Source organism: Micromonospora sp. A202, from assembly GCF_006715105.1.
GTDB classification, from domain to species: domain Bacteria; phylum Actinomycetota; class Actinomycetes; order Mycobacteriales; family Micromonosporaceae; genus Micromonospora; species Micromonospora zamorensis.
Genome location: NZ_VFMP01000001.1, coordinates 5580008 through 5600477 on the forward strand (window position 1 = coordinate 5580008; position 20470 = coordinate 5600477).

Here is a 20470-nt window from a genome sequence, read left to right on the forward strand (position 1 = left end):
AGGGCGGGGCGGTGCATGCGTCGGGGCGGGCGGCTCAGACGGCCTGGCAGGTCCGGCACCAGTACAGGTTGCGGCCGGCCAGCTCGCCGCGGCTGACTTCGGTGCCGCAGACGTGGCAGGGCGCGCCGGGGCGGCGGTAGACGTACACCTCGCCACCGTGCCGGTCCACCCGCGCCGGCCGGCCCATCGCCTCCGGCAGGTGCGCGTCACGCACGGTGTCGATGCGGCCGTGCTCGACCGCGAGTCGCATCAGCCCGACCAGGTCGGCCCAGAGCGCGTCCCAGTTGGCCCGCGTGAGCCCTCGGCCGGGCATCGTCGGCGGCAGGCCGGCCCGGAACAACGCCTCGGTCACGAAGATCAGCCCGGTGCCGGCCACCACCGACTGGTCCAGCAGCAGCGCGGCGAGGGGCGTGGGGCTGCGCGAGATCCGGGCGTACGCCCGCTCCGGGTCGGCGTCGGTGCGCAGCGGGTCCGGTCCGAGGCGGTCCCGCAGTGCGGCCACCTCGGGTGGGGTGATCAGCTCGCAGGCCGTGGGTCCGCGCAGGTCGAGCCAGTGCCGATCGCTGGCGAGTCGCAGCCGCACCTGACCGACCGGCTCCGGCGGCTCCCCCGGGCCGTCGGTGAACTTGCCGTACAGCCCGAGGTGTACGTGCAGGGTCAGCTCACCGGCGTAGTGGTGCAGCAGGTGCTTGCCGTACGCCTCGGTGCTCTCCAGCACCGTCCCGGTGAGCCGGGCGGCGCCGTCGGCGAAGCGGCCCTGCGGGCTCGCGGCGTGCAGCTTGTCCCCGGCGAACAGCTCGGCGTGCCGAGCCGCCAGGCGATGGATCGTGTGTCCCTCTGGCACGGGTGCCAAGGATAGCCAGCCGCGCTGGCACGGCGATCGACTCGGGTTTCTGAAAACCGGGGTGTCCAGGCGTGCAGGACACCGCGACCTCCAGGAAACCGAGTCGATCAAGGCCGGCCGTGGCGCTCGTGCCCAGTCGATCAAAGCCGAGCGTCGAGCCCGTACCCAGGATTGGTGTCAGGAAACGCCCAGGTGGGTATTCGAGGGTCGACACCGCGTGGGTGCCACCCGTTTCGTCGGCCACCACGCATTCATCAGGAGGTGTGTAGTGGTCAGGATTCCTTCGCTGTCCCGCCGGTCCGAGCCGGCACCGACGCGGGACGAGAACCTCGACGGTCGCATCGACGACCGGGACACCCCGGTCGCCAGCGGCCGGGACAGCTCAACTCAGACCGACGTGGACCAGCCCGGGGACGGCGAGCGCAGTCGCCCGGTGGTCACCGATCGGGACGCAGACCAGACGACGTACCGCAGCGCCGCCGCAACCGACGACCAGCCCGGCGATCAGGCCGGCAACCAGCCCGGCGAGGCCGAGCGGCGGGCCGCCGAGCGGGCTGCGGTAGCCCGCGCCGCCACCGCCCGACCCGCGGAGAGCACAACTGCCACCGCCCGTCCGGTGGAGACGGAGCCGCGCAGCGGCGCCGCCAGCCCGGTCCTGACCGAGCCCCGGCCCGGCACCGACCCGACCACGGGGCGCACGGCCGACCGGGACACCGACCTCGACGGCACGACCCCGCGACCCGACACGACGGACCGGGTCACCACCGACCGCCCGGTCGACCCGACCCCGGACACGACCGCGCCCGAGCCGCCGGTGACGCGCGGCCCGAAGCCGCGGGCCAGCCTGCTCGCCACCCTCGGCCTGATCGTCGCCGTGGCCGGTGCGATGTTCGTGCTGACCGGCACCCTGGCCGGGTACGGCATCGGGCTCGGCGCGTTCGGCGCGGTGCTCTCGGTGCTCGGCCTGATGGCCACCCGCCGCCGGCACGTCGCCGGCAAGACCGACGCGCTCTTCGGCGTGCTGATCGGGCTGGCCGCCGTGGTGATCGGGGTGCTGGCGATGACCGGCCAGTTTGACTGGCCCACCACCGACGGCGACTGGGTGCAGCGCTTCCGTGAGTGGCTTGACTCACAGTTTGTCGATCGTTTCTAGCGGGCACTGTTCCGCTCGCCGGTGATGCACCGGCGAAAAGCCGGCGGTTCGCCGGCAGCCCGAACACTCCGGTGGTTCACCGGCCGGGCGACACCCTTTCAGGGGCGGCGGTTCGCCGCCCCTGAAGTGTTTCCGGGGTCGGGCACGCCTGACACAACGAATCGCTCCCGGCAGTCGCTCAGACGCAACGAATGTTCGGTCCGCGCAACTCTCAGTGGTGGATCCTGCCGCTGACGCCGCATACCGTTGAGCAACGGCGCCAGCCCGTGGGCCACGGTGGCCGGGCGCGCCCGACCCCTGGGAGCAGGACAATGACGATGGACGCCACCAGCCAGCGCCTGTTGATGTGCCGGCCGACGTACTTCGCCGTCGATTACGCGATCAACCCCTGGATGGACCCGACGGCGCCGGTCGACGCCGCGCTGGCCGTCCGGCAGTGGGAGCAGCTGCGCCAGACGTACCGCGACCTGGGCCACACCGTCGAGGAGATCACTCCGGTGCCCGGCCTGCCCGACATGGTCTTCGCCGCCAACGGTGGCACCGTGATCGACGGCAAGGCGATGGCCGTGCAGTTCCGCGACCCGCAGCGGGCCGACGAGGCACCGGCGTACCGCGCCTGGTTCGAGGACGCTGGCTTCGAGATGTACGACCCGAAGCACGTCAACGAGGGCGAGGGCGACGTCCTGCTGGCCGGCGACCACCTGCTGGCCGGCACCGGCTTCCGCACGGCGCACGCCTCGCACGCCCAGTTGCAGGAGGTCTTCGGCTACCCGGTGATCACCATGCAGCTGGTCGACCCGCGCTTCTACCACCTGGACACCGCGCTGACCGTGCTCGACGAGCGGACCGTGGCGTACCTGCCCGAGGCGTTCTCCCCCGGCAGCCAGGCCGTGCTGCGCCGGCTCTTCCCCGACGCGGTGCACGCCACCATGGCCGACGCCGAGGTGCTGGGCCTGAACGCGGTGAGCGACGGCCGGCACGTGGTGCTGCCCGCGCAGGCCACTGACCTGGCCGCCAAGCTGCGCGATCGGGGCTACGAAACCATCGGGGTCGACCTGTCCGAGCTACGTAAGGCCGGCGGCGGACCGAAGTGCTGCACGCTGCGACTCCGTCAGGGAAAGGCAAGCAAGTGATCGTGGATGACAAGCTGCGTACGCCGGGCGCGGTCCGGGACGCCGAGCGCTGGACGGCGCACAACTACCACCCGCTGCCGGTGGTGATCTCGTCCGCGGAGGGTGCCTGGCTCACCGACGTGGACGGCCGGCGTTACCTGGACTGCCTGGCCGGCTACTCGGCGCTGAACTTCGGCCACCGGCACCCACAGCTGATCGCCGCCGCGCACGCACAACTGGACCGCCTCACGCTGACCAGCCGCGCGTTCATCCACGACCAGTTCGCCGACTTCTGCCGGGAGCTGGCCGAGCTGTGCGGCAAGGACCTGGTGCTGCCGATGAACACCGGCGCCGAGGCGGTCGAGACCGGGATCAAGGTGGCCCGCAAGTGGGGCTACCAGGTCAAGGGCGTGCCCGCCGGGCAGGCCAACATCGTGGTCGCCGAGGGCAACTTCCACGGCCGGACCACCACCATCGTGAGCTTCTCCACCGACGAGGACGCCCGCGCCGACTTCGGGCCGTACACCCCGGGGTTCACTGTCGTGCCCTACGGCGACCTGGACGCGCTGACCGCCGCGATCGACGAGAACACCGTTGCCGTGCTGCTGGAGCCGATCCAGGGCGAGCAGGGCGTGGTGGTGCCGCCGGAGGGCTACCTGCCGGGCGTACGCCAGGTCTGCACCGAGCGCGACGTGCTCTTCATCGCGGACGAGATCCAGTCGGGTCTGGGGCGTACCGGCAAGACCTTCGCCTGTGACCACGAGGGCGTCGTGCCGGACATGTATCTGCTCGGCAAGGCGCTCGGCGGCGGCATCGTGCCGGTCTCCGCGGTGGCCGCGAACGCCGACGTGCTGGGCGTGCTCAAGCCCGGCCAGCACGGCTCCACCTTCGGCGGCAACCCGCTCGCCTGCGCGGTCGCCATCGAGGTGGTGCGGCTGCTCGCCACCGGCGAGTTCCAGCGCCGCTCCGCTGAGCTGGGTGAACGGCTGCGGGCCGGCCTGGAGGGTCTGGTCGGCAAGGGTCTGGTCGGGGTACGCGTCCGCGGTCTGTGGGCCGGTCTGGACATCGACCCGGCGCTGATGACCGGCCGGGAGGCCTGTGAGCGGCTCGCCGCGCGCGGTGTGCTCGCCAAGGACACCCACGGCTCCACCATCCGGCTCGCCCCGCCACTGGTGATCACCGAGGACGAGATCGACCTGGCGGTGGCCCAGTTGGCCGAGGTGCTGGCCAGCTGAACCACTGATGTGCCGAAGGCGGGCGTCGGGGTGCCGACGCCCGCCTTCGCGTCAGGGACGGGGTAGGCGCATGGCCATCGTCGGAGCCTCGGCCATCACCGACGTGGGGGTGAACGGGGCACCGGTGGGCAGTTCCTCGGCCCGACCGATCTGCACCCCGGGGTACAACTCCACCATGTCGTTCTCGCCCAACACCCGGGACTGCTGCGGTGCCAGGGGGATCCGGTCCGACTCGGCCATCGAACCGGCCGGCCGGATGCCCGAGCCGTTGGTGCTGACGTCGGTCACGATGACCTCACCGACCCGCAGCTCGAAGTGGACGTGACCACGGCTGATCCATCGCCGCGCCTCGTCGTTGAGCCACTGCCCGAGCATGATCCCGCCTTCCTGCTCGGGTGCCCGGCCGGCCACCACCGGCTGGTCCTCGCTCAGCACGAACCGCCGCCGGACCAGGCCGCCGACCCGCACCGCGAGCACCTCCGAACGTGGGCGAGGCCCGCCGTCACCGAGCCGTACGCCGTGTCGGGGGCAGGTTGGTACGCCGTTACGCAGCGCGGGCGGCGGCTGTGCGGCGGGGCTGCGGTCGGCGCCCCCGGCCAGGTCGGCGAACGCGCCACCCCCACCACCGCCACCGAACAGCGCGCAGCCCGACTCCGGGCAACGCCACTGGCGGGCCAGCAGCTTCACCCCGGTCGGCGAACGCTTGCCGGCAACCGGCGAGTGCCCACCACCGACGTGCGCGATGAACACCGGCCCGCCGGCGCCCGGCACCGGCGCGACCACCCGACCGGGCTGCTCGACCAGCCACGGGAACCGACCGCGCAGCCCGTCGAAGCGCACCCGGCTGAGCACCGGCAACCCGAGCAGGTCGGCGACCTCCAACATCCGGTCACCCGGGTTGTCGAGCACCTCGACGAGCCCGTCGTCGGCCCAGCGGCGGACGACCATCCGCTCGTTGGAGGTGAGGTCGGCGTCGGAGAGCAACGCCCGGTGCACCACCGCGTAGACCTGGACGCTGTCCTCCTCCAACTCGCGGGAGAGCGCGTCGATGACCATGCCGAGGCGCAGCAGGCTGGCCGGCCGTCCGCCGTCGATGTCCTGATAGCGGATCACCTCGGCCAGGTCGATGACCGCCCTCGCCAGCGACGGGTCGGTGCAGACCCGCCCCTCGATGGCGTCCAGAACCTTGCTGATCTCGAATCTCATGCCGCGCTCCGGACGATGTCGTCGATCCGCCGAGCCAGCTCGATGTCACGGTGGGTGACCCCACCGGACGAGTGCGTGACACAGCGGAAGGTCAGGGTCCGCCATCGGATGTCGATGTCGGGATGGTGGTCGAGCTCCTCGGCCACCGTCGCCACCCGGTCCACCACCGCGATGGCCGCCGGGAAACTGCCGAGCTGGGCGGTACGACCGATGCCGGTCGGATCACCCGACCAGTCGGGCAACCGGCCCAGCTCTTCTCGCACCGCGTCCGCGGTGAGCAGGTCTGCCATGACCAGACCCTACCGGTGGCGCGTAGGACGGGCCGTACGCGCCACCGGTGGCCAGCTCAGCTGGCGATCAATCTCTTACAGCCGCAGACGCTCTGCCAGAGCCCCGACATCGGGTGCCACGATGGGGCGGGCATCATCAGATGCCCGCCCCACCGTTCAGTCCTCGTAGCCGCGCAGCGGCCGTTTCCTTCTCAGCCGCGCAGCGGCTGTCCCACCTCGTGCAGGTGACCGAGCGCCTGCCGGTACGACTCGACCAGCCCGGTCTCCGCGTACGGGATGCCCTGCTCCGCGCAGTAGGCGCGAACGATCGGTTGCGCCCGCCGCAGGTTGGCGCGGGGCATGTTCGGGAACAGGTGGTGCTCGATCTGGTAGTTGAGCCCGCCCAACGTGGCGTCCACCAGCCAGCTACCCCGCACGTTGCGGGAGGTCAGCACCTGCTTACGCAGGAAGTCCAGCTCGTCCTCGGCGGTCGGCATCGGCATGCCCTTGTGGTTGGGCGCGAACGAGCAACCCATGTAGAAACCCCACAGCGCCTGGTGCACGACGGCGAAGAGCAGCGCCTTGACCGGCGACATGACCGCCAACAGCAGTGCCACGTAGGCGGCGGTGTGTGCGACGAGCAGCACGGCCTCGACCGCCCGGCGCCGCATCGGGGTGGTGTACCGGCCGTCCGACTCACGCCCGACGATCGCCCGGATGCTCGCCACGTGCAGGCTCAGACCCTCAAGCAGGAGCATCGGGAAGAAGAGGTACGCCTGTCGCTTGGCCATCCAGCGGTTGATCCCACGGGTCTCCAGGGCCTGCTCGGGCGTCCACACCAGCGCGCCCGCGCCGACGTCCGGGTCCTCGTCCTCGTGGTTCGGGTTGGCGTGGTGCCGGTTGTGCTTGTCGACCCACCAGCCGAAGCTGATTCCCACCGCCGCGTTGCCGGCGAACAACCCCACCAGCTCGCTGGGACCGCGCCGACGGAACATCTGGCGGTGCCCGGCGTCGTGACCGAGGAACGCCACCTGGGTGGTGGCCACCGCCATCAGGGCCGCGAGCGGCAGCTGCCACCAGGAGTCGCCGAGCAGGAACACGGCCACCCAGCCGGCCACGAAGGCCCCGAGGGTGAGCACGATGCGGGCGACGTACCAGCCGGGGCGCCGCTCCAGCAGGCCTGCCTGGCTGATCCGACGGGACAACTGTGCGTAGTCACTGCCTCGCCGTTGTACCGGCGGTTCCGCCACCGCTCCGAGCGCCATCGCTGCTCCCGTTCCGCTTACGCCCGTACCGGGGTGGTTCGGGCTTAATGTCAAGTCTCCCGATCGCGGTAGCGGTGAGTAACCCCGACAACCCCCGAATAGGGGGTAGGGCAGGCCCTACCCCCCCTGGTTCGACTCAGCCCAGCCGGCCTACCGCGGCGCGCAGTCGAGCCACGTCACGCCGCCGCCGCTCGTAGGTGGCGGCGAGCCCTACCAGCGCCAACCCGCCGACCCCCAGGTAGATCCACCGGGGCAGCAGATCCCATCCCCGGGCCAACTCGTGCAGCGCCAGCAGCGTCAGCACACCGCCGCCGAGCAGCACCGGTGCCTGCCATCGGCGGGTCGCCCCGGCCAGCACCGCGCCCAGCGCCGCAGCGCCGAGGAGCAGTCGCCGCACCGGCTGCGGGTCCGGCCCGGTCAGCACCGACACGAGGCTCGGCAGCAGCGCCGCGACCAGCCCCGGGCCGAGGGCTGGCCAGCTGGTCAGCCCCGGCCGGGTCCGCAACGCCAGCAGGCCCGCGCCGAGGGCGAGCGCCGCAGCCGGCAGGGTGTACGCCTCCAGCACCGTCACCCCGCCGGCTGCCAGCAACACCCATGCCCCGAGCAGCTCGCTGGCGGCGGCGATGCCGGCGAACGCCCACCGCCGGCCGGCCGGCTCCCCCCGGCGCAGCAGCCGCAGCGCCACGGCGGCACCCCAGAGCACGCAGACCGTGGCGAGGTGTCGCGCCGCCTCGACGGTGAACACCGCCGCCACCAGTGCCACCGCCTGCGCGGCAGCGTCCAGCACCCGCCCGACCAGACCCCGCGCCGGGGTGGTCGCGGCGGCGACAGCCAGCACCAGCGCGGCCACCGCCAACAGGGGGTACGCGGCGGCCCGCAGCGGCAGCCCTCCCACCAACGAGGCGGTCACCGCCAACGCGGACGCGGCACCCACCGCCGCGAGACAACCGGCGATCCGCACCTCGACCGTGCGCGCCCCGACGGCGACGACCACCGCCACCACCAACAGCACCCCCTCGGCAGCGAGCGAACCGGCTCGGGTGGCCAGCAGCCCTGCCACACCGGAGGCGACCAGCACCACACCCAGCGGTACGGCGATCGGTGCGAGCCCCGGGTGAGGCGCGGCCAGAGCGGCGAGCAGCAGCGCGGCCGACCCGGCGAGGAGCACGGCGGCAGGCAGCACCGGCCACGGCGCGCCGACCGCGACGAGCAGCACCGGCAGCGCCGCCGCGGCGAACGGCAGCGCGGGCAGGACCGGTGGGCGGACCCGCCGGCCGGCGACCACGGCGGCCACCGCCAGCACCACCAGTGCCAACCCGACGGGCAGCGCTGCCGGCTCGGCGACGACGGTGGGCACCCCCGACCAGACCCGTCCCGGGTCGCCGTACGGCGACACGAGCGCGGTCAGCACCCTCGGCAGAGCCGCCAGCACGGCGACCACCGCCAGAGCGCCGCCCGCCACCACCACCGGGACCGACAGGTGGGCCTCGTCCTCCTGCCGATCCCAGCGGACGACGAGGGCGACCCCCAGCGCCGCCAGCGCGGCGTACAGCGCGATCGGCTCGTTCCCCGCCAGGACCAGCGGGGCGAGGCCGGGCACGGTCATGGCGACCAGCGCGCCGGTCACCGCGTACCCGATCAGCTCCACCCGCTGGCGACGCGCCGCGAGCACCGCGACCAGCGGCAGCCCGGCGGCGATCAGCGCGAACCTCGCCTGCCACCAGGGCGGCGCGCCAACGGCGAACGACGCCACCACCGCGATCCCGGGCAGCGCGAGCTGCGCGACCAGCAGACCGCCGCCGGCCACCTGCCGGTACGGCCCGGCGCCCCGCCGGACGGCCAGTGCCAGCCCGACCACGGCGATGACGCCGAGCGTCACCAGCACACCGGCCGGGGCGGCCAGGGCGACCAACAGCCCGTGCCCGAGCAGGACGGCACCGCCGAGCGCGCGGGTGAGCAGGGAGGCCAGGTGGGTCGCCGGGCGGATCAGGACGGCGAGCAGCAGCGCGACCCCGCCGACCAGGTCGACGGCGAGGACCTGCGGCCAGGTGGCCGACCACCCGGCCGGCAGGGCCAGCAGCACCGCCACCGCGCCGGCCGTGGCGAGCGCCGCTCGGGCCCGCCGGGGCAGCAGCAGCACCGTCGCGCCGACCCCCAACGCCACGGCGGGTGCGAGCTGCCAGCCCCAGTCCAGGGCCGGTCCCCTGCCGGCCCCCCGCCACGGCGGCAGCGACCGGCCTGCGGCGGCGACCGCCAGCGCGACGGTGACCAGCGCGGCCACCTGGGCCGTGCCCGCCGCGACCAGCAGCGCCCCGGCGCGCGGTCCGGTCCACCAACCACCGGCGCCCGCCACCTCCGCTCCGGACCTGACCGGCAGGATCCGCACCGCGGCGGCCAGCCCGAGCGCCACCGTCGCCGACGCGAGCAGCAGCAGGGACGGCCGCAGCTCGGCCACCGGGCGCAGCAGGGCGGCGGCGAGCACCGGCACCAGCAGCCCGGCGGCTACCGCCCGCAGCGCCCGCCCGCCGACCAGCCAGGCCGCACCGAACCCGGTCAACGCGACCAGCAGCAGCGGCAGCCCGGCCAGCAGTGGCGACCCTGCCGCCCGTCCGAGGATCAGCGGCGTCAGGGCACACCCAGCGGCACCGACGAGAGCGGCGACGTGACCGATCCCGGCCGACACCCTGCCGACGAGCAGCGCCACCCCGTCCCGGCCGCGCAACGCGGCCAGCACGGCCAGGTTCACCAGTGCCACCCCGAGCAGGACCAGTGACCAACCGGCGGCACCCGGTTCGGCCCCGACGGCGAGCAGCGGCAGCACCGGCTGGGCGGCCAGCAGCGCGGCGAACCAGGGCCCGGTCAACCCGCTCCACCGGCCGTACGCGACGGCGACCGCCGCGCTGGCCCCCCCGACCAGCGCGGCGTACCGGCTGCCCGGCCAACCGGCCACCCCGGCCAGGTCCACCGACCAGGCCGCGTAACCGTCCAGCACCACCAGCAGCAGACCCACAGCGGCGAAGGTCTCCGCCGTGCCCCGCAACCCTCGACGGACCGCCAGCAGCGGCACGGCGAGCGCGAGCGCGGTGAGCGCGGCCAGGATCGACGCCCGTCCGCCGACTCCCACCGCCGCCCAGGCCACCGCGGTGAACACGACCGCCGCGGTGCCCAGCAGGAGTCCACCGAGGACGAAGAGCAGACCCTGGACGGTCCGGGTCGAGGTTTCGGCCGCGCCCGGCGCCGCGACCGGGACGAGAGCTGGCACCGGCCCGACGAGGGGCGCCGGGCGTGCCCCGGCGGAGGCGGCCAACCCGGCACGGACGACCGCCGCCAGCTCGGACCGCCGCCGCGACAGGGCCGACAGGCGACCGGCCAGCTCGGTGTACGCGTGACGAGCCCGTTGCACCTGCGGCTCAAGCTGGGCGATCTCGCGGCTCAGCCGGACCACCTCGGCGGCGGTCGGATCGGGCGCACGGGAACAGCCGGTGCAACCGACGGTCAGGTCGGCCGGAGCACCGCAGGCGGGGCAGGGATAGCGGGTGTCGTCCACCCGGTCATCATCGGAAGCCGACCGGGGTGCGGCACAGAGTGCGCGTACTCAGGGCCGGGTGTGCTCGTGCACCCAGGTGGCGTACGCCGGGTCGCCGCTCTCCACAGTGGACACCAGGATCTCCGGCACCTCGTACGGATGACTGACCCGGATCTGGTCCACCAACGCGGAGAGCCGGTCGGGTGCGGTCTTGAACTGCACCGACCACTCGGTGCTGGTCTCCACACCGGACCTCCACCAGTAGGTGCTGTCCACCTGACCACCCACCTGGGCGCAGGCGGCGAGCCTGCCGGCGACGGCCGCAGCCGCCAGCACGTCGGCGACCGAACGCGCATCCACCACCGTCGTCACCACGCAGATCTGATCCACGACCGCACCCTACGCGGCATTGTCCCGATTAGACGCGATCCAGGCATCGATCCGCGCCCACCAGTCGAAGAGCCAGTCGATGCGTTCCTGCCGCCCGGCCGGCACCTCCTCCGGTGGCACCGACCAGAACCGCATCACGATCCGCTTGTCCATGGGCAGTTCCCGCCAGACGTCGGCGACGGTGAGCATCCGGTCCAACCCGGTGTGGGCGACGAAGATGACCCCGGCGTCCGGGGCGGCGTCCAGCGCGGCGAGCATTCCGCCGGGTTGCGGGGCGAGCACGTGACGCATCCGCTCGGCGCGCAGCGCCATCCGTTCCAGCCCGAGGGAACGCAGCCGGGCGATGGCACGCAGTCGTCGCTTGGGGGTGAAGTTGCCGCCCTCAGGGAAGATCACGAACGCGTCGTTGTCGTCCAGGCCGGCGGCCAGGTGCCCGACCTGGCGTACGGTCTCCTCGCCGCGCTCCGGCGTCGGCGCGATGAACCGGTTGGGCAGTCGGTTGAGCAGCACGTCGATCGCCGGGTCCCACTGGAGGGTGTCCTTGAGGACGATCCGTGGCTCCCGGTTGAACCAGTTGACCAGCCCGTGGATCAGGATGAACGAGTCGCCCGGTCCGGCGTGCCGGCAGAGCACCAACTCGGGCCGGCCGGGCAGCGCCGTGTCCGGGTCGGTGCCCACCACGTCGATGCGCAACCGCAGGGCCCAGCGGGCCTGCCAGAACAGCACCCGCAGGAACCAGCCGGCCAGCACGTAGTGCGCGCGCTGGAAGGCCGGAGACCGGGTCCGCCAGCCGAAGCCGGAGACGACCCAGAGCAGGAACAGCGCGAGCAGCGCGGCGGCATCCCAGACCAGGTAGACGCAGCCGATCCAGAGCAGCCGCAGCGGACGCAACCGACCCGGGAACAGCGGGGACACGGCAGCGGCGAGCAGCGCCCAGATCGGCAACGTGGTGACCACGACGAACGCGAGCGCCACCACGGCGGGGGCGAACAGCAACCGACGCAGCCACCTGGGGGGCAGCGGCATCATCGCTCCAGATGGGTGGCGAGGTAGCGCCGCGAGGCGGTGTACGCCCGGCTGATCCGCCGCCCCACCGCCGCCATGTCCCGGTACGCCCACGGTGTGTCGTCGCGGGGGTTCAGCCCTCCGGTCGGCAGGACGTGCACCTCCACCCCCTCGGGCAGTGCCGCCATCTCCCGGAAGAAGCGGTGCCGGCGGGAGATCTCGAACGCGACCTGCGCGATCTCCCACGGCCGGCGGGGCGGTGTCAGCTCCCGTTCGATCCGACCTACCTGGAGGACGTAGATCCGGCGGGCGCCGACTGCCACCGCCTCGCCGATGGGGATGGAGTTGACGATGCCCCCGTCCACGTAGTGCGCGCCGTCGATCTCCATGGGTGGGAGCAGACCCGGCACCGACGCCGACGCCAGCACCGCCGGCACCACCGGGCCGCTGTCGAACCAGTGCTCGGCCGCCCGCTCGATGTGCGCGGCGCAGCAGCGGAACGGCACCCGCAGGTCGGCGAAGGTGGTGTCCACGCCCAGTTCGGTCTCCAGCAGCCGGCGCAACGGCCGGCGAGAGTGCAGGTGGGTACGGGCGGCGAAGCGGCGCAACTGCCTGGCGACCGAGTCGCCGTACACCTCGCTGGCCTCCGGCGAGGCCCAGAGCCGGACCAGCCGGTCGGTCACCGCCTCTGTCGGGTCGGCGGCGACCAGCGCGCCGTTCACCGCGCCGATCGAGGTGCCGAGCACCATGTCGGGTGTGATGCCGGCGCGGAACAGCGCCCGCAACATGCCCACCTCGACCGCGCCGAGCACGCCCCCGCCGCCGAGCACGAATGCCACCGGTCCCGCCGCCATGCCTCTCATCCTGGCACGGGCGCGCAGCCGACCTGCCGGCCACCGGCACCGGGCGGTCGGCGCACGGCAGGCACCGCCCGCCGACAGCTGACCGATGACGGCGTTGACAGGCCGGAGACATTCGCGCAACCTGATACCGCTCCCACCCCTGAGGCAGGTGCGATCGGTGAAGGCAGCACTGCATCCGGGCCGGTTACTGGCTCGCAGATACCGACTTCTCGACCAGATCGGCGCCGGCGGCATGTCGGTCATCTGGCGTGCCCGGGACGAGGTGCTGGACCGGCTCGTCGCGCTCAAGGTGCTCGCCCCCTCGCTGGCCGCCGACGCGCGGTTCCGGGGCATGGTGCGCGAGGAGGCCCGGGCCGCCGCCCAGTTGGTGCACCCGCATCTGACCTCGGTGCACGACTACGGCGAGACGGTCGACCCGGACGGCTCGATCACCTCGTTCGTGGTGATGGAGCTGCTCAGCGGCGAGGAGTTGGAGCTGCGGCTCACCGAGGGGCCGCTGCCGTGGGCGGAGGCGATCGAGGTGGGTGCCCAGGTCGCGGAGGCGCTGGCCGCGGCGCACCGGCTCGGCATCGTGCACCGGGACGTCACCCCGGCCAACGTGATGATGACCGCGACGGGCGTCAAGGTGCTCGACTTCGGCATCGCCACCCGGATCGGCGCGCCCGATGAGGACGAGGACGGCGAGACGTTCGGCACGCCGGCGTACGTCGCCCCGGAACGCCTCGACGGCGCGCCGGCCCAGCCGTCCACCGACGTGTACTCGCTCGGCGTGCTGCTGCACGAGGCTCTCACCGGCCGGGTCCCGTACCCGGCGGACACCTGGGAGCAACTCAGCGCCGCGCTGGCCGACGGCCCGCCGCCCACGCTCGCCGACCTGCCGGATCTGCCCCCACCGGTGGCCCGGATCTGCCTGCGCAGCCTCGCCCGCAACCCGGCCGACCGGCCGACCGCACGGCAGGTCGCCGCCGTGCTGCGCGACCAGTTGCTGCCTCCCGATCCCCCGGCCGCGACCATCCGGGTGCCCACCCAGCCCCTGCCGCCGCAGCCGGCCACCGTGCCAGCAGCGGCGGGAGGGACAGCCGCCGGTTCGGTCTGGTCCCGTCGACGGCTGGTGCTGCTGCTCGTCCTGGCCGTCGGTGTCACGCTGGCCGGAGTGGCCCTTCTGCCCGAGGATGAGCCGACACCCCGGACGCAGCCCTCGGTCGCCCCGGCGACCACCCCGCCGAGCGACAGGCCGGTCCCGGCGTCGTCCCAGCCGAGCGCGTCCCCACCGCCGGCGAAGCCGAGCACCGGCTCGCCCGCCTCGAATCCGGGCACCCTCGTCGAGGCCGCCAACCGGGTCGACGGGCTGATCAGCGCCGGGCTGGGCGCGGGGGAGATCCGCGACGACGTGGGTCTCGACCTGCGCAACGAGCTGCGCAACCTGACCGTCGCGGTCAGCTCCGGCCGCGACGAGCTGGCGCCACCGGTGGCCCGGCTGCGCGAGAAGGTCGCGGTCCGCCTCGGCGAGGGCGGCATCAGTCCGGCGTACGCGTCTCGGCTCGACGCCGCCATAGTGGAGCTGGGCGGTGCCGAGGTCTGACCGCGCGGACACGCCGGGACGGGCGGGTCAGCGGGCCGGGACCCGGGCCGATTCGCGGATGTCGTACCGGCCGGCGGCGAAGCGTCGGTAGATCGCCGCGTAGCCGTCCGCCATCCGCTCGACCGAGAAGTTCTCCGCGACGTGCGCCACGCAGTCCTCCGGGTCGAGCCGCTCCGCCGCGAGCACCGCTGCCGCCAGTTCCTCCGGCCGTTCACAGGCCAGCCCGGTCAGCCCGGGCCGGATCAGCTCCGGCACGGCCCCCCGGTTGAGGGCGACCACCGGTGTGCCGCTCGCCATCGCCTCCAGCATCACCATGCCGAACGGCTCGTCCCACTGGATCGGCATGATCAGGCAACGGGCGTCGACGAGCATCCGCAGCGTCTCCGCGCGGCCGGCGTTGAGCACGACTGTCACGTTCTCGTCGACCAGCGGCGCGACGACCTGCTCGTAGTAGCGGCGCTCGGCCGGCTCGTTGCACTTGCCGGCCAGCAGCAGGGGCACCCCTGCCTCCCGGCACGCCCGGATGGCGACCTCGGGGCCCTTGTCCGGGCTGAAGCGGGCCAGCCACAGCACCGGCCCCGTCCCGGGTCTGGTCTTGCGAGGAAAGCCGCGGATGTCCAGCGCGTTGTGCACAGTGCCGGCCCAGGGCAGGTCGGTGTTCAGCCGACGTTGGGTGTGCGAGATCGCCACCAGGGCGACGCCCGAGTCGATGTCGCTGAGCACGTCCCCGTACTCCCCCACGGGGTTGCCGTGCACGGTCGCGACCGTCGGGACCGCCCGGCGGCCGGCGACCAGCGGGCCGATCGTGGTGTGGTCGTGGATGACGTCGAAGTCGGCCGCGGTGATCAGCCGATTCACCCGGGCCAGGTGAGCCAGCTCCGGCAGTGACTCGCCGAGCCGCTCGTACTGGACCTCGGGGACGGTGGAGACGAAGCCGTGGGCCGCCGTGCCGTGGTCGTCACCGGCACCGAACAACGTGACCTCGTGCCCCTGCCGGCAGAGCGCGTCCACCAGGGCGGCGACGACCTGTTCGAGGCCGCCGTAGCCGGGTGGCGGCACGGACAACCAGGGTGGAACCACCATCGCGATGCGCAACGACCGCTCTTCCGGGCGGCCCGCTGGCGAGTGGTTCACGGCCACGAGTCCTCCCCGTTGATCCCCGGTGCGGCGTCACCGCCGGTCCGGACGGTCGGCGGCGATTTCCCAGTGACGTCCCCGGTAAACCGGACAAGGCGGACGCTCACCCGCCCACCAGGATCTGGTCGTGGACTGCCCGCACTCCGGGGGCGGACCAGGCCACCCGCTCGACCTGCTCGCGTTCCCACCAGGATCGGACCACCCCGGCGAGGACGAGCGTGTCGCCGTCCACCTCGACGGTCACCCGCTCCGCACCGAGAGTGCGCATCAGTGCCCCCTCCACGTCCCGTCGCAACCGGTCGGCGGCCAGTGCTGCCGGAGGTCGCACCTCGATCAGGTTGGTGAGACCCCGTACGCCGTCGAGCCGGCGCAACTCCCCCTCGGCGGCGCGCCGCTGCCAGCCGAACTCGACCTCACCGCGCAGCATCAGCCAGCCGTTGGCCACTGTCACGTCCAGCCGCTCAGCGGGCACGAAGCTGTCCCACTCCAACGCCCGGGACGCGGCGAGGGCAACCTCGGCGTCGGTGCGCCCCGGCGTACCGGGCAGCCGCACCTCGATCTCGTCGGCCACTGCCCGGACGCCCCGGACCCGCTGAGCGGACCGGGTCGCGACCCAACTACGAGCGGCACCGTCCACGAAGCCGGTCAGGGTGACCACTCCCTGGTCGACGCTCACGCCGATCTCGTTCGGTTGCAGCTGGGCGTCCCAGGCCAGCTGCGCCAGGACGTCGCGTTGGATCCGCTGGTCCTCGCGGACATCCACCACCCCGGTCATGGCACCCACCCCCGGTTCCCCCTCGCCGAGACTCGCCCGCCGAACGTGCCGGAAACCGGGGTGACGGCGGTTCACCCGATCCGGATGAACCGCCGCCGGGCGGAAAAAGCGGCGGGTGACGGAGCCGACCCCCTCGGCCCCGCCACCCGCCGCTGGAGGGAGGAAGCAGGTTCAGTTGTCCGTCAGGACGTCTCGGCGAGCGTCACGGTTACCGACTTCTCGGTGCCGTTCCGCTTGAACTGCACCTCGACCCGGTCGCCGACCTTGCCGGCCTGCACCGCGCCGACCAGGTCGTCCGAGTCGTTGACCGGCTTGTCGCCGAAGCGGGTGACGACGTCGCCACGCTGGAGGCCGGCCTTCTCGGCCGGGCTGCCCGGGGTGACCGACGCGACGAGCGCGCCGCCGCCCTCGGCCTGGTTGACGCCCACCCCGAGCGACGGGTGGCTGACCTTCTCGCCACGCTGGAGCTTGCCCGCGACGTCCTTGGCCTTGTTGCTGGGGATGGCGAAACCGACGCCGATGTTGCCGGTGCTCTGCCCGGAGGTGGCGATGGCGGTGTTGACGCCGATCACCTCGCCCCGAGTGTTGACCAGCGCGCCGCCGGAGTTGCCCGGGTTGATCGGCGCGTCGGTCTGGAGCAGACCGGAGATCGAGCTGACGGCCTGGCTCTGCTGCTGGCTCGGGTCCTGCGGCTGACCCTCGCCGGCCCGGATGGTGCGGTCCCGGGCGCTGAGGATGCCGGAGGTCACCGAACCCTGGAGGCCGAGCGGGCTGCCCAGGGCGAGCACCTGGTCGCCGACCTGCATGGCGTCGCTGTCGCCGAACTTGGCCGGCTTGAGGTCGCTGACCCCGTTGGCCTTCACCACGGCCAGGTCGGTCTTCGGGTCGGTACCGATGACCTTCGCGTCGGCCTTCTTGCCGTCGGCGAAGATCACCTGTACGGCGCCACCGGCGGCGTTGGCGACCACGTGGTTGTTGGTCAGCACGTACCCGTCGGCGCTGAGCACCACCCCGGAGCCCTCACCGCTGTCGGTGGTGATCGAGACGACGCTGTCCTGCACGGAAGCGGCGATCTTCGGGAGGTCGGCGCTGTTGATGACCGGTGCCGCCGAGTAGGTGCGGGTGATGCCGCCGCCGTCCCCGTCGAGGGCGAGGGCGAGGGCACCGCCGGCGACGCCCGAACCGAGCATCAGGGCGAACACCGCGACGCCCGCTCCGGCGAACTTGGCGATCCGACTCGGCCGGGGGCCACTGCCGGGCGGCGCGACCTGCGGGCCCCACGGCGGAACCGGCTGGCCCGGCTGCTGCCCGAGGTGCTGGCCGTGCTGGCCGAGGTGCTGGGTGTGCTGCTGGTGCTGCGGGTAGGCGCCCGGCTGACCCCCGCCCGCCCAGCCGGACTGCTGGCCCGCGTACCAGGGCGCGCCGGGGTGGTGGCCGGCGGTCGGCTGCGGGTAGCCGTGCTGGCCGGGCGCCGGGTAGCCGGAGACCGGGTACGGCGGCGCGGACGGGGTGGCGGCCGGCGGCTCGTACCCGGTCAGCTGGGGGGTGGCCGGCTGAGCGGCGGGCGCGGCGGAAGTGACGGCCGTGGCGTCCGTGTCGTCACCGGCGGTCGGGACGACCTGGACGGGGGTGGTCGGGGAGTCGGACTGCGCGCGCTCGTCACGCGGCAGCTCGGCGGTGGGGTGCGACGGCTCGGCGTCGGTGGGGGCCGGCCGGCGCTGCGGGTCGGACTCGAACTCGGTCATGGAACTACCTTCTCCCTCCGCACTGCGATCAACCTGGAACCGTCCTGGAAGTTGGCTGAAAGTCACTCGTCCGCCGCGTCGATCTGTGCCAGCAGTGGGATCCGGACCCGGAAGGTGGCGCCACCACCGGGCGTCTCGGCCACCGAGACCGAGCCGTGGTGGGCGGCGACGAGCGCCGCCACGATGGCCAGGCCGAGCCCGGTGCCGGTGTTGCCGTCGGCTCGCCGCGTCCGTGCCGCGTCGGCCCGGTAGAACCGTTCGAAGACCCGTTCGGCCTGCTCCGGGGAGAGGCCGGGGCCGGTGTCGGCGACCTCCACCACGGCGAAACCGCCCGGTTCGCTGTGCAACCGCACGCGGATCTCGGCGTCCGGCGGGGTGTGGGTCAGCGCGTTGGTGACCAGGTTGCCGATCACCTGGCGCAGCCGCGCGTCGTCGGCGGACACGACGAGCGGACCCGCGTCCGGCTCGATCTCCAGCTCGATCCGCCGATCCGGGGCCATGGCCCGGGCGGCGTGCACGGCATCGGAGGCCAGCACCGGCAGCTCCACCGGGGTCAGCGACAGCGGCCGCTCCCGATCCAACCGGGCCAGCAGCAGCAGATCCTCCACCAGCAGCCCCATCCGGGCCGCCTCGTCCTCGATCCGGCGCAGCAGGCCGGCGGTCTGCTCCGGTGCCCGCGCCGCACCCTGCCGGTACAGCTCGGCGAAGCCGCGAATGGTGGTCAACGGGGTCCGCAGCTCGTGCGAGGCGTCCGCGACGAACTGCCGCATCCGCTCCTCGGAGCGCCGGGCCCGCGCCTCCGACGCCTGGGCGGAGGCGGCGGCGTCCCGGGCGGCGCTCTCGGCCCAGCGGGCCGACGTCTCCGAGGCGGCTCTGGCGGTGAACGCCGCCTCGATCTGGGTGAGCATCGCGTTCAGCGCGCGCGACAGCCGACCCAGTTCGGAGGTGGGATGCTCCTCCCCCGGCTCCGGGTCGGGCACCCGGCGGGTCAGGTCACCACCGGCGATGGCGGCGGCGGTGCGTTCGATCTCCACCAGCGGTTTGAGGCTGGTCCGGACGATCGCCGCGCCGACCGAGGCCAGCATGATCAGCACAGCGCCGCCGACCAGCAGGTCGATCCAGGCCAGCCGCTTGACGGCTTGGTCGACGTCGGTCAGGTGCTGGCCGATCGCGGCCATCTGGCCGTTGGGCAGCTCGGTGTAGAGCACCCGCCAGCGCACCGAGCTGTCCCGGGCCCGGACGGTGAACGGAACACCGCCGCTGGCCTCCTCCTGCGCCTGGAAACCGCTCGCGTCGTTCGGCCACGAAGGCAGATCGTCCACCCGAAAACGGGACGAGTCGTACACGGGGGTCTGCGCCTTGGCAGTGATCACGTTGGTCAGCACGACCAGGTAGTCGCTGGGCAGCGAGACGCCGTTCGACGACGGCGTGATGGACTGGATCCGGTTGGCGGAGACGCGCAGCTCCAGGTCGATCTGGTCGACCAGGTAGTTGTGCAGGAAGTACGCGGTCGAGACGCTGATCACCAGCAGGGCGGCGGCGACCAACGCCAGCACCGAAGTGACCAGCTTCACCCGCAGCGGGACGCTGCGGACCCGCCCTTTCGCCTGCTGGACCCGGTTCACGCCGCCGGCTTGCGCAGCACGTATCCGACGCCGCGAAGGGTGTGGATCAGCCGGGGCTGGGTGGTGTCGACCTTGCGTCGCAGGTAGGAGATGTAGGACTCGACGATGTTGTCGTCACCACGGAAGTCGTAGTTCCAGACGTGGTCGAGGATCTGCGCCTTGGACAGCACCCGGTTGGCGTTGAGCATCAGGTAGCGCAGCAGCTTGAACTCCGTCGGCGAGAGCTGGACGCGCTGGCCGGCCCGGTGCACCTCGTGGGTCTCCTCGTCCAACTCCAGGTCGGCGAAGGTGAGCCGGGACGGGGCCTGCTCGCCGGTAGTGGTGCGGCGCAGCACGGCGCGGATCCGGGCGGTCAGCTCCTCCAGGCTGAACGGCTTCGTGACGTAGTCGTCGCCGCCCAGGGTCAACCCACGGATCTTGTCGTCGGTGGCGTCCCGGGCGGTCAGGAAGACCACAGGCGTACGCGTGCCGCCCTCGCGGAGCATCCGGATGACCTCGAAGCCGTCGAGATCCGGAAGCATCACGTCGAGCACCACCAAGTCGGGCCGGTGGTCCTTGGCGGCGTTGAGCGCCGCGCTCCCACTGGTCGCGGTGGCCACGTCGAAGCCCGCGAACCGCAGGCTCGCGGAGAGCAGTTCGAGGATGTTGGGGTCGTCCTCGACGACGAGGAGTCGCGCCTCGGTCTGGGTAGCGGGCATGGGCCCATCATCGGTGACGTCACTGCGCCGGCGCTGGATG

17 protein-coding genes are annotated in these 20470 nt (G+C 73.0%); 4 read left to right on the top strand and 13 right to left on the bottom strand.

What is annotated here, in order from left to right; genetic code table 11:
- Nucleotides 1–34: 34 nt before the first annotated feature.
- Entirely contained in the window at nt 35–844 is an 810-nt protein-coding gene (locus FBZ33_RS25740; protein WP_141910978.1) for an Fpg/Nei family DNA glycosylase, read from the bottom strand.
- A 268-nt stretch (nt 845–1112) separates the two neighbouring features.
- On the opposite strand from FBZ33_RS25740, the gene FBZ33_RS25745 reads away from it, so the two are divergent.
- From FBZ33_RS25745 to rocD, 3 genes are all read left to right on the top strand, one after another.
- Nucleotides 1113–1997 (top strand): sulfite exporter TauE/SafE family protein, encoded by an 885-nt coding sequence (locus FBZ33_RS25745; protein WP_255509042.1) that lies wholly within the window; start codon nt 1113–1115, stop codon nt 1995–1997.
- Between the two features lie 317 nt (nt 1998–2314).
- Nucleotides 2315–3130, top strand: a complete 816-nt coding sequence (ddaH, locus tag FBZ33_RS25750; protein ID WP_172862232.1) for a dimethylargininase — start codon at nt 2315–2317, stop codon at nt 3128–3130.
- Complete coding sequence (gene rocD, locus FBZ33_RS25755; RefSeq protein WP_185755524.1) at nt 3130–4344, top strand: ornithine--oxo-acid transaminase; 1215 nt, start codon at nt 3130–3132, stop codon at nt 4342–4344. The genes ddaH and rocD overlap by 1 nt, the downstream gene beginning before the upstream one ends.
- A gap of 51 nt (nt 4345–4395) precedes the next feature.
- Here rocD and FBZ33_RS25760 read toward each other — a convergent pair whose 3' ends face one another.
- The 7 genes from FBZ33_RS25760 to FBZ33_RS25785 form a co-directional block, all read right to left on the bottom strand.
- A complete protein-coding gene (locus tag FBZ33_RS25760) occupies nt 4396–5550 on the bottom strand; it encodes an FHA domain-containing protein (protein ID WP_088949971.1) in 1155 nt (384 codons plus the stop codon).
- Nucleotides 5547–5840, bottom strand: a complete 294-nt coding sequence (locus tag FBZ33_RS32950; protein WP_185755412.1) for a 4a-hydroxytetrahydrobiopterin dehydratase — start codon at nt 5838–5840, stop codon at nt 5547–5549. Before FBZ33_RS32950 ends, FBZ33_RS25760 begins: the two co-directional genes overlap by 4 nt.
- Before the next feature lie 191 nt (nt 5841–6031).
- Nucleotides 6032–7084 (bottom strand): acyl-CoA desaturase, encoded by a 1053-nt coding sequence (locus tag FBZ33_RS25765; RefSeq protein WP_141910980.1) that lies wholly within the window; start codon nt 7082–7084, stop codon nt 6032–6034.
- A 136-nt stretch (nt 7085–7220) separates the two neighbouring features.
- The gene (locus FBZ33_RS25770) at nt 7221–10631 is read right to left on the bottom strand and encodes an SCO7613 C-terminal domain-containing membrane protein (protein ID WP_141910981.1); all 3411 of its coding nucleotides are present in this window, start codon (nt 10629–10631) and stop codon (nt 7221–7223) included.
- Nucleotides 10632–10679: 48 nt separating this feature from the next.
- The gene (gene cutA / locus FBZ33_RS25775) at nt 10680–11000 is read right to left on the bottom strand and encodes a divalent-cation tolerance protein CutA (protein WP_088949975.1); all 321 of its coding nucleotides are present in this window, start codon (nt 10998–11000) and stop codon (nt 10680–10682) included.
- Between the two features lie 9 nt (nt 11001–11009).
- Nucleotides 11010–12026 carry a 1-acyl-sn-glycerol-3-phosphate acyltransferase gene (locus FBZ33_RS25780; RefSeq protein WP_141910982.1) on the bottom strand — a complete coding sequence of 339 codons (1017 nt, stop codon included), beginning with the start codon at nt 12024–12026 and terminating at the stop codon, nt 11010–11012.
- Complete coding sequence (locus FBZ33_RS25785; RefSeq protein ID WP_088949977.1) at nt 12026–12859, bottom strand: patatin-like phospholipase family protein; 834 nt, start codon at nt 12857–12859, stop codon at nt 12026–12028. Before FBZ33_RS25785 ends, FBZ33_RS25780 begins: the two co-directional genes overlap by 1 nt.
- Before the next feature lie 166 nt (nt 12860–13025).
- On the opposite strand from FBZ33_RS25785, the gene FBZ33_RS25790 reads away from it, so the two are divergent.
- Nucleotides 13026–14450: a serine/threonine-protein kinase gene (locus tag FBZ33_RS25790; RefSeq protein ID WP_255509043.1), complete on the top strand. Its 1425-nt coding sequence runs from the start codon at nt 13026–13028 to the stop codon at nt 14448–14450.
- A 27-nt stretch (nt 14451–14477) separates the two neighbouring features.
- On the opposite strand, the gene FBZ33_RS25795 is transcribed toward FBZ33_RS25790, so the two are convergent.
- The 5 genes from FBZ33_RS25795 to FBZ33_RS25815 all read right to left on the bottom strand — a co-directional run bounded on the left by FBZ33_RS25795 (nt 14478) and on the right by FBZ33_RS25815 (nt 20430).
- Nucleotides 14478–15533, bottom strand: coding sequence for a glycosyltransferase family 4 protein (locus FBZ33_RS25795; RefSeq protein ID WP_141912950.1), 1056 nt, complete (start codon nt 15531–15533; stop codon nt 14478–14480).
- A 157-nt stretch (nt 15534–15690) separates the two neighbouring features.
- The gene (locus tag FBZ33_RS25800) at nt 15691–16362 is read right to left on the bottom strand and encodes a BON domain-containing protein (RefSeq protein ID WP_141910984.1); all 672 of its coding nucleotides are present in this window, start codon (nt 16360–16362) and stop codon (nt 15691–15693) included.
- Between the two features lie 182 nt (nt 16363–16544).
- Nucleotides 16545–18107 (bottom strand): trypsin-like peptidase domain-containing protein, encoded by a 1563-nt coding sequence (locus FBZ33_RS25805; RefSeq protein WP_141910985.1) that lies wholly within the window; start codon nt 18105–18107, stop codon nt 16545–16547.
- A gap of 62 nt (nt 18108–18169) precedes the next feature.
- Entirely contained in the window at nt 18170–19732 is a 1563-nt protein-coding gene (locus tag FBZ33_RS25810; protein ID WP_141910986.1) for a cell wall metabolism sensor histidine kinase WalK, read from the bottom strand.
- Nucleotides 19729–20430 (bottom strand): response regulator transcription factor, encoded by a 702-nt coding sequence (locus FBZ33_RS25815; RefSeq protein WP_030336721.1) that lies wholly within the window; start codon nt 20428–20430, stop codon nt 19729–19731. Before FBZ33_RS25815 ends, FBZ33_RS25810 begins: the two co-directional genes overlap by 4 nt.
- Nucleotides 20431–20470 lie beyond the last annotated feature (40 nt).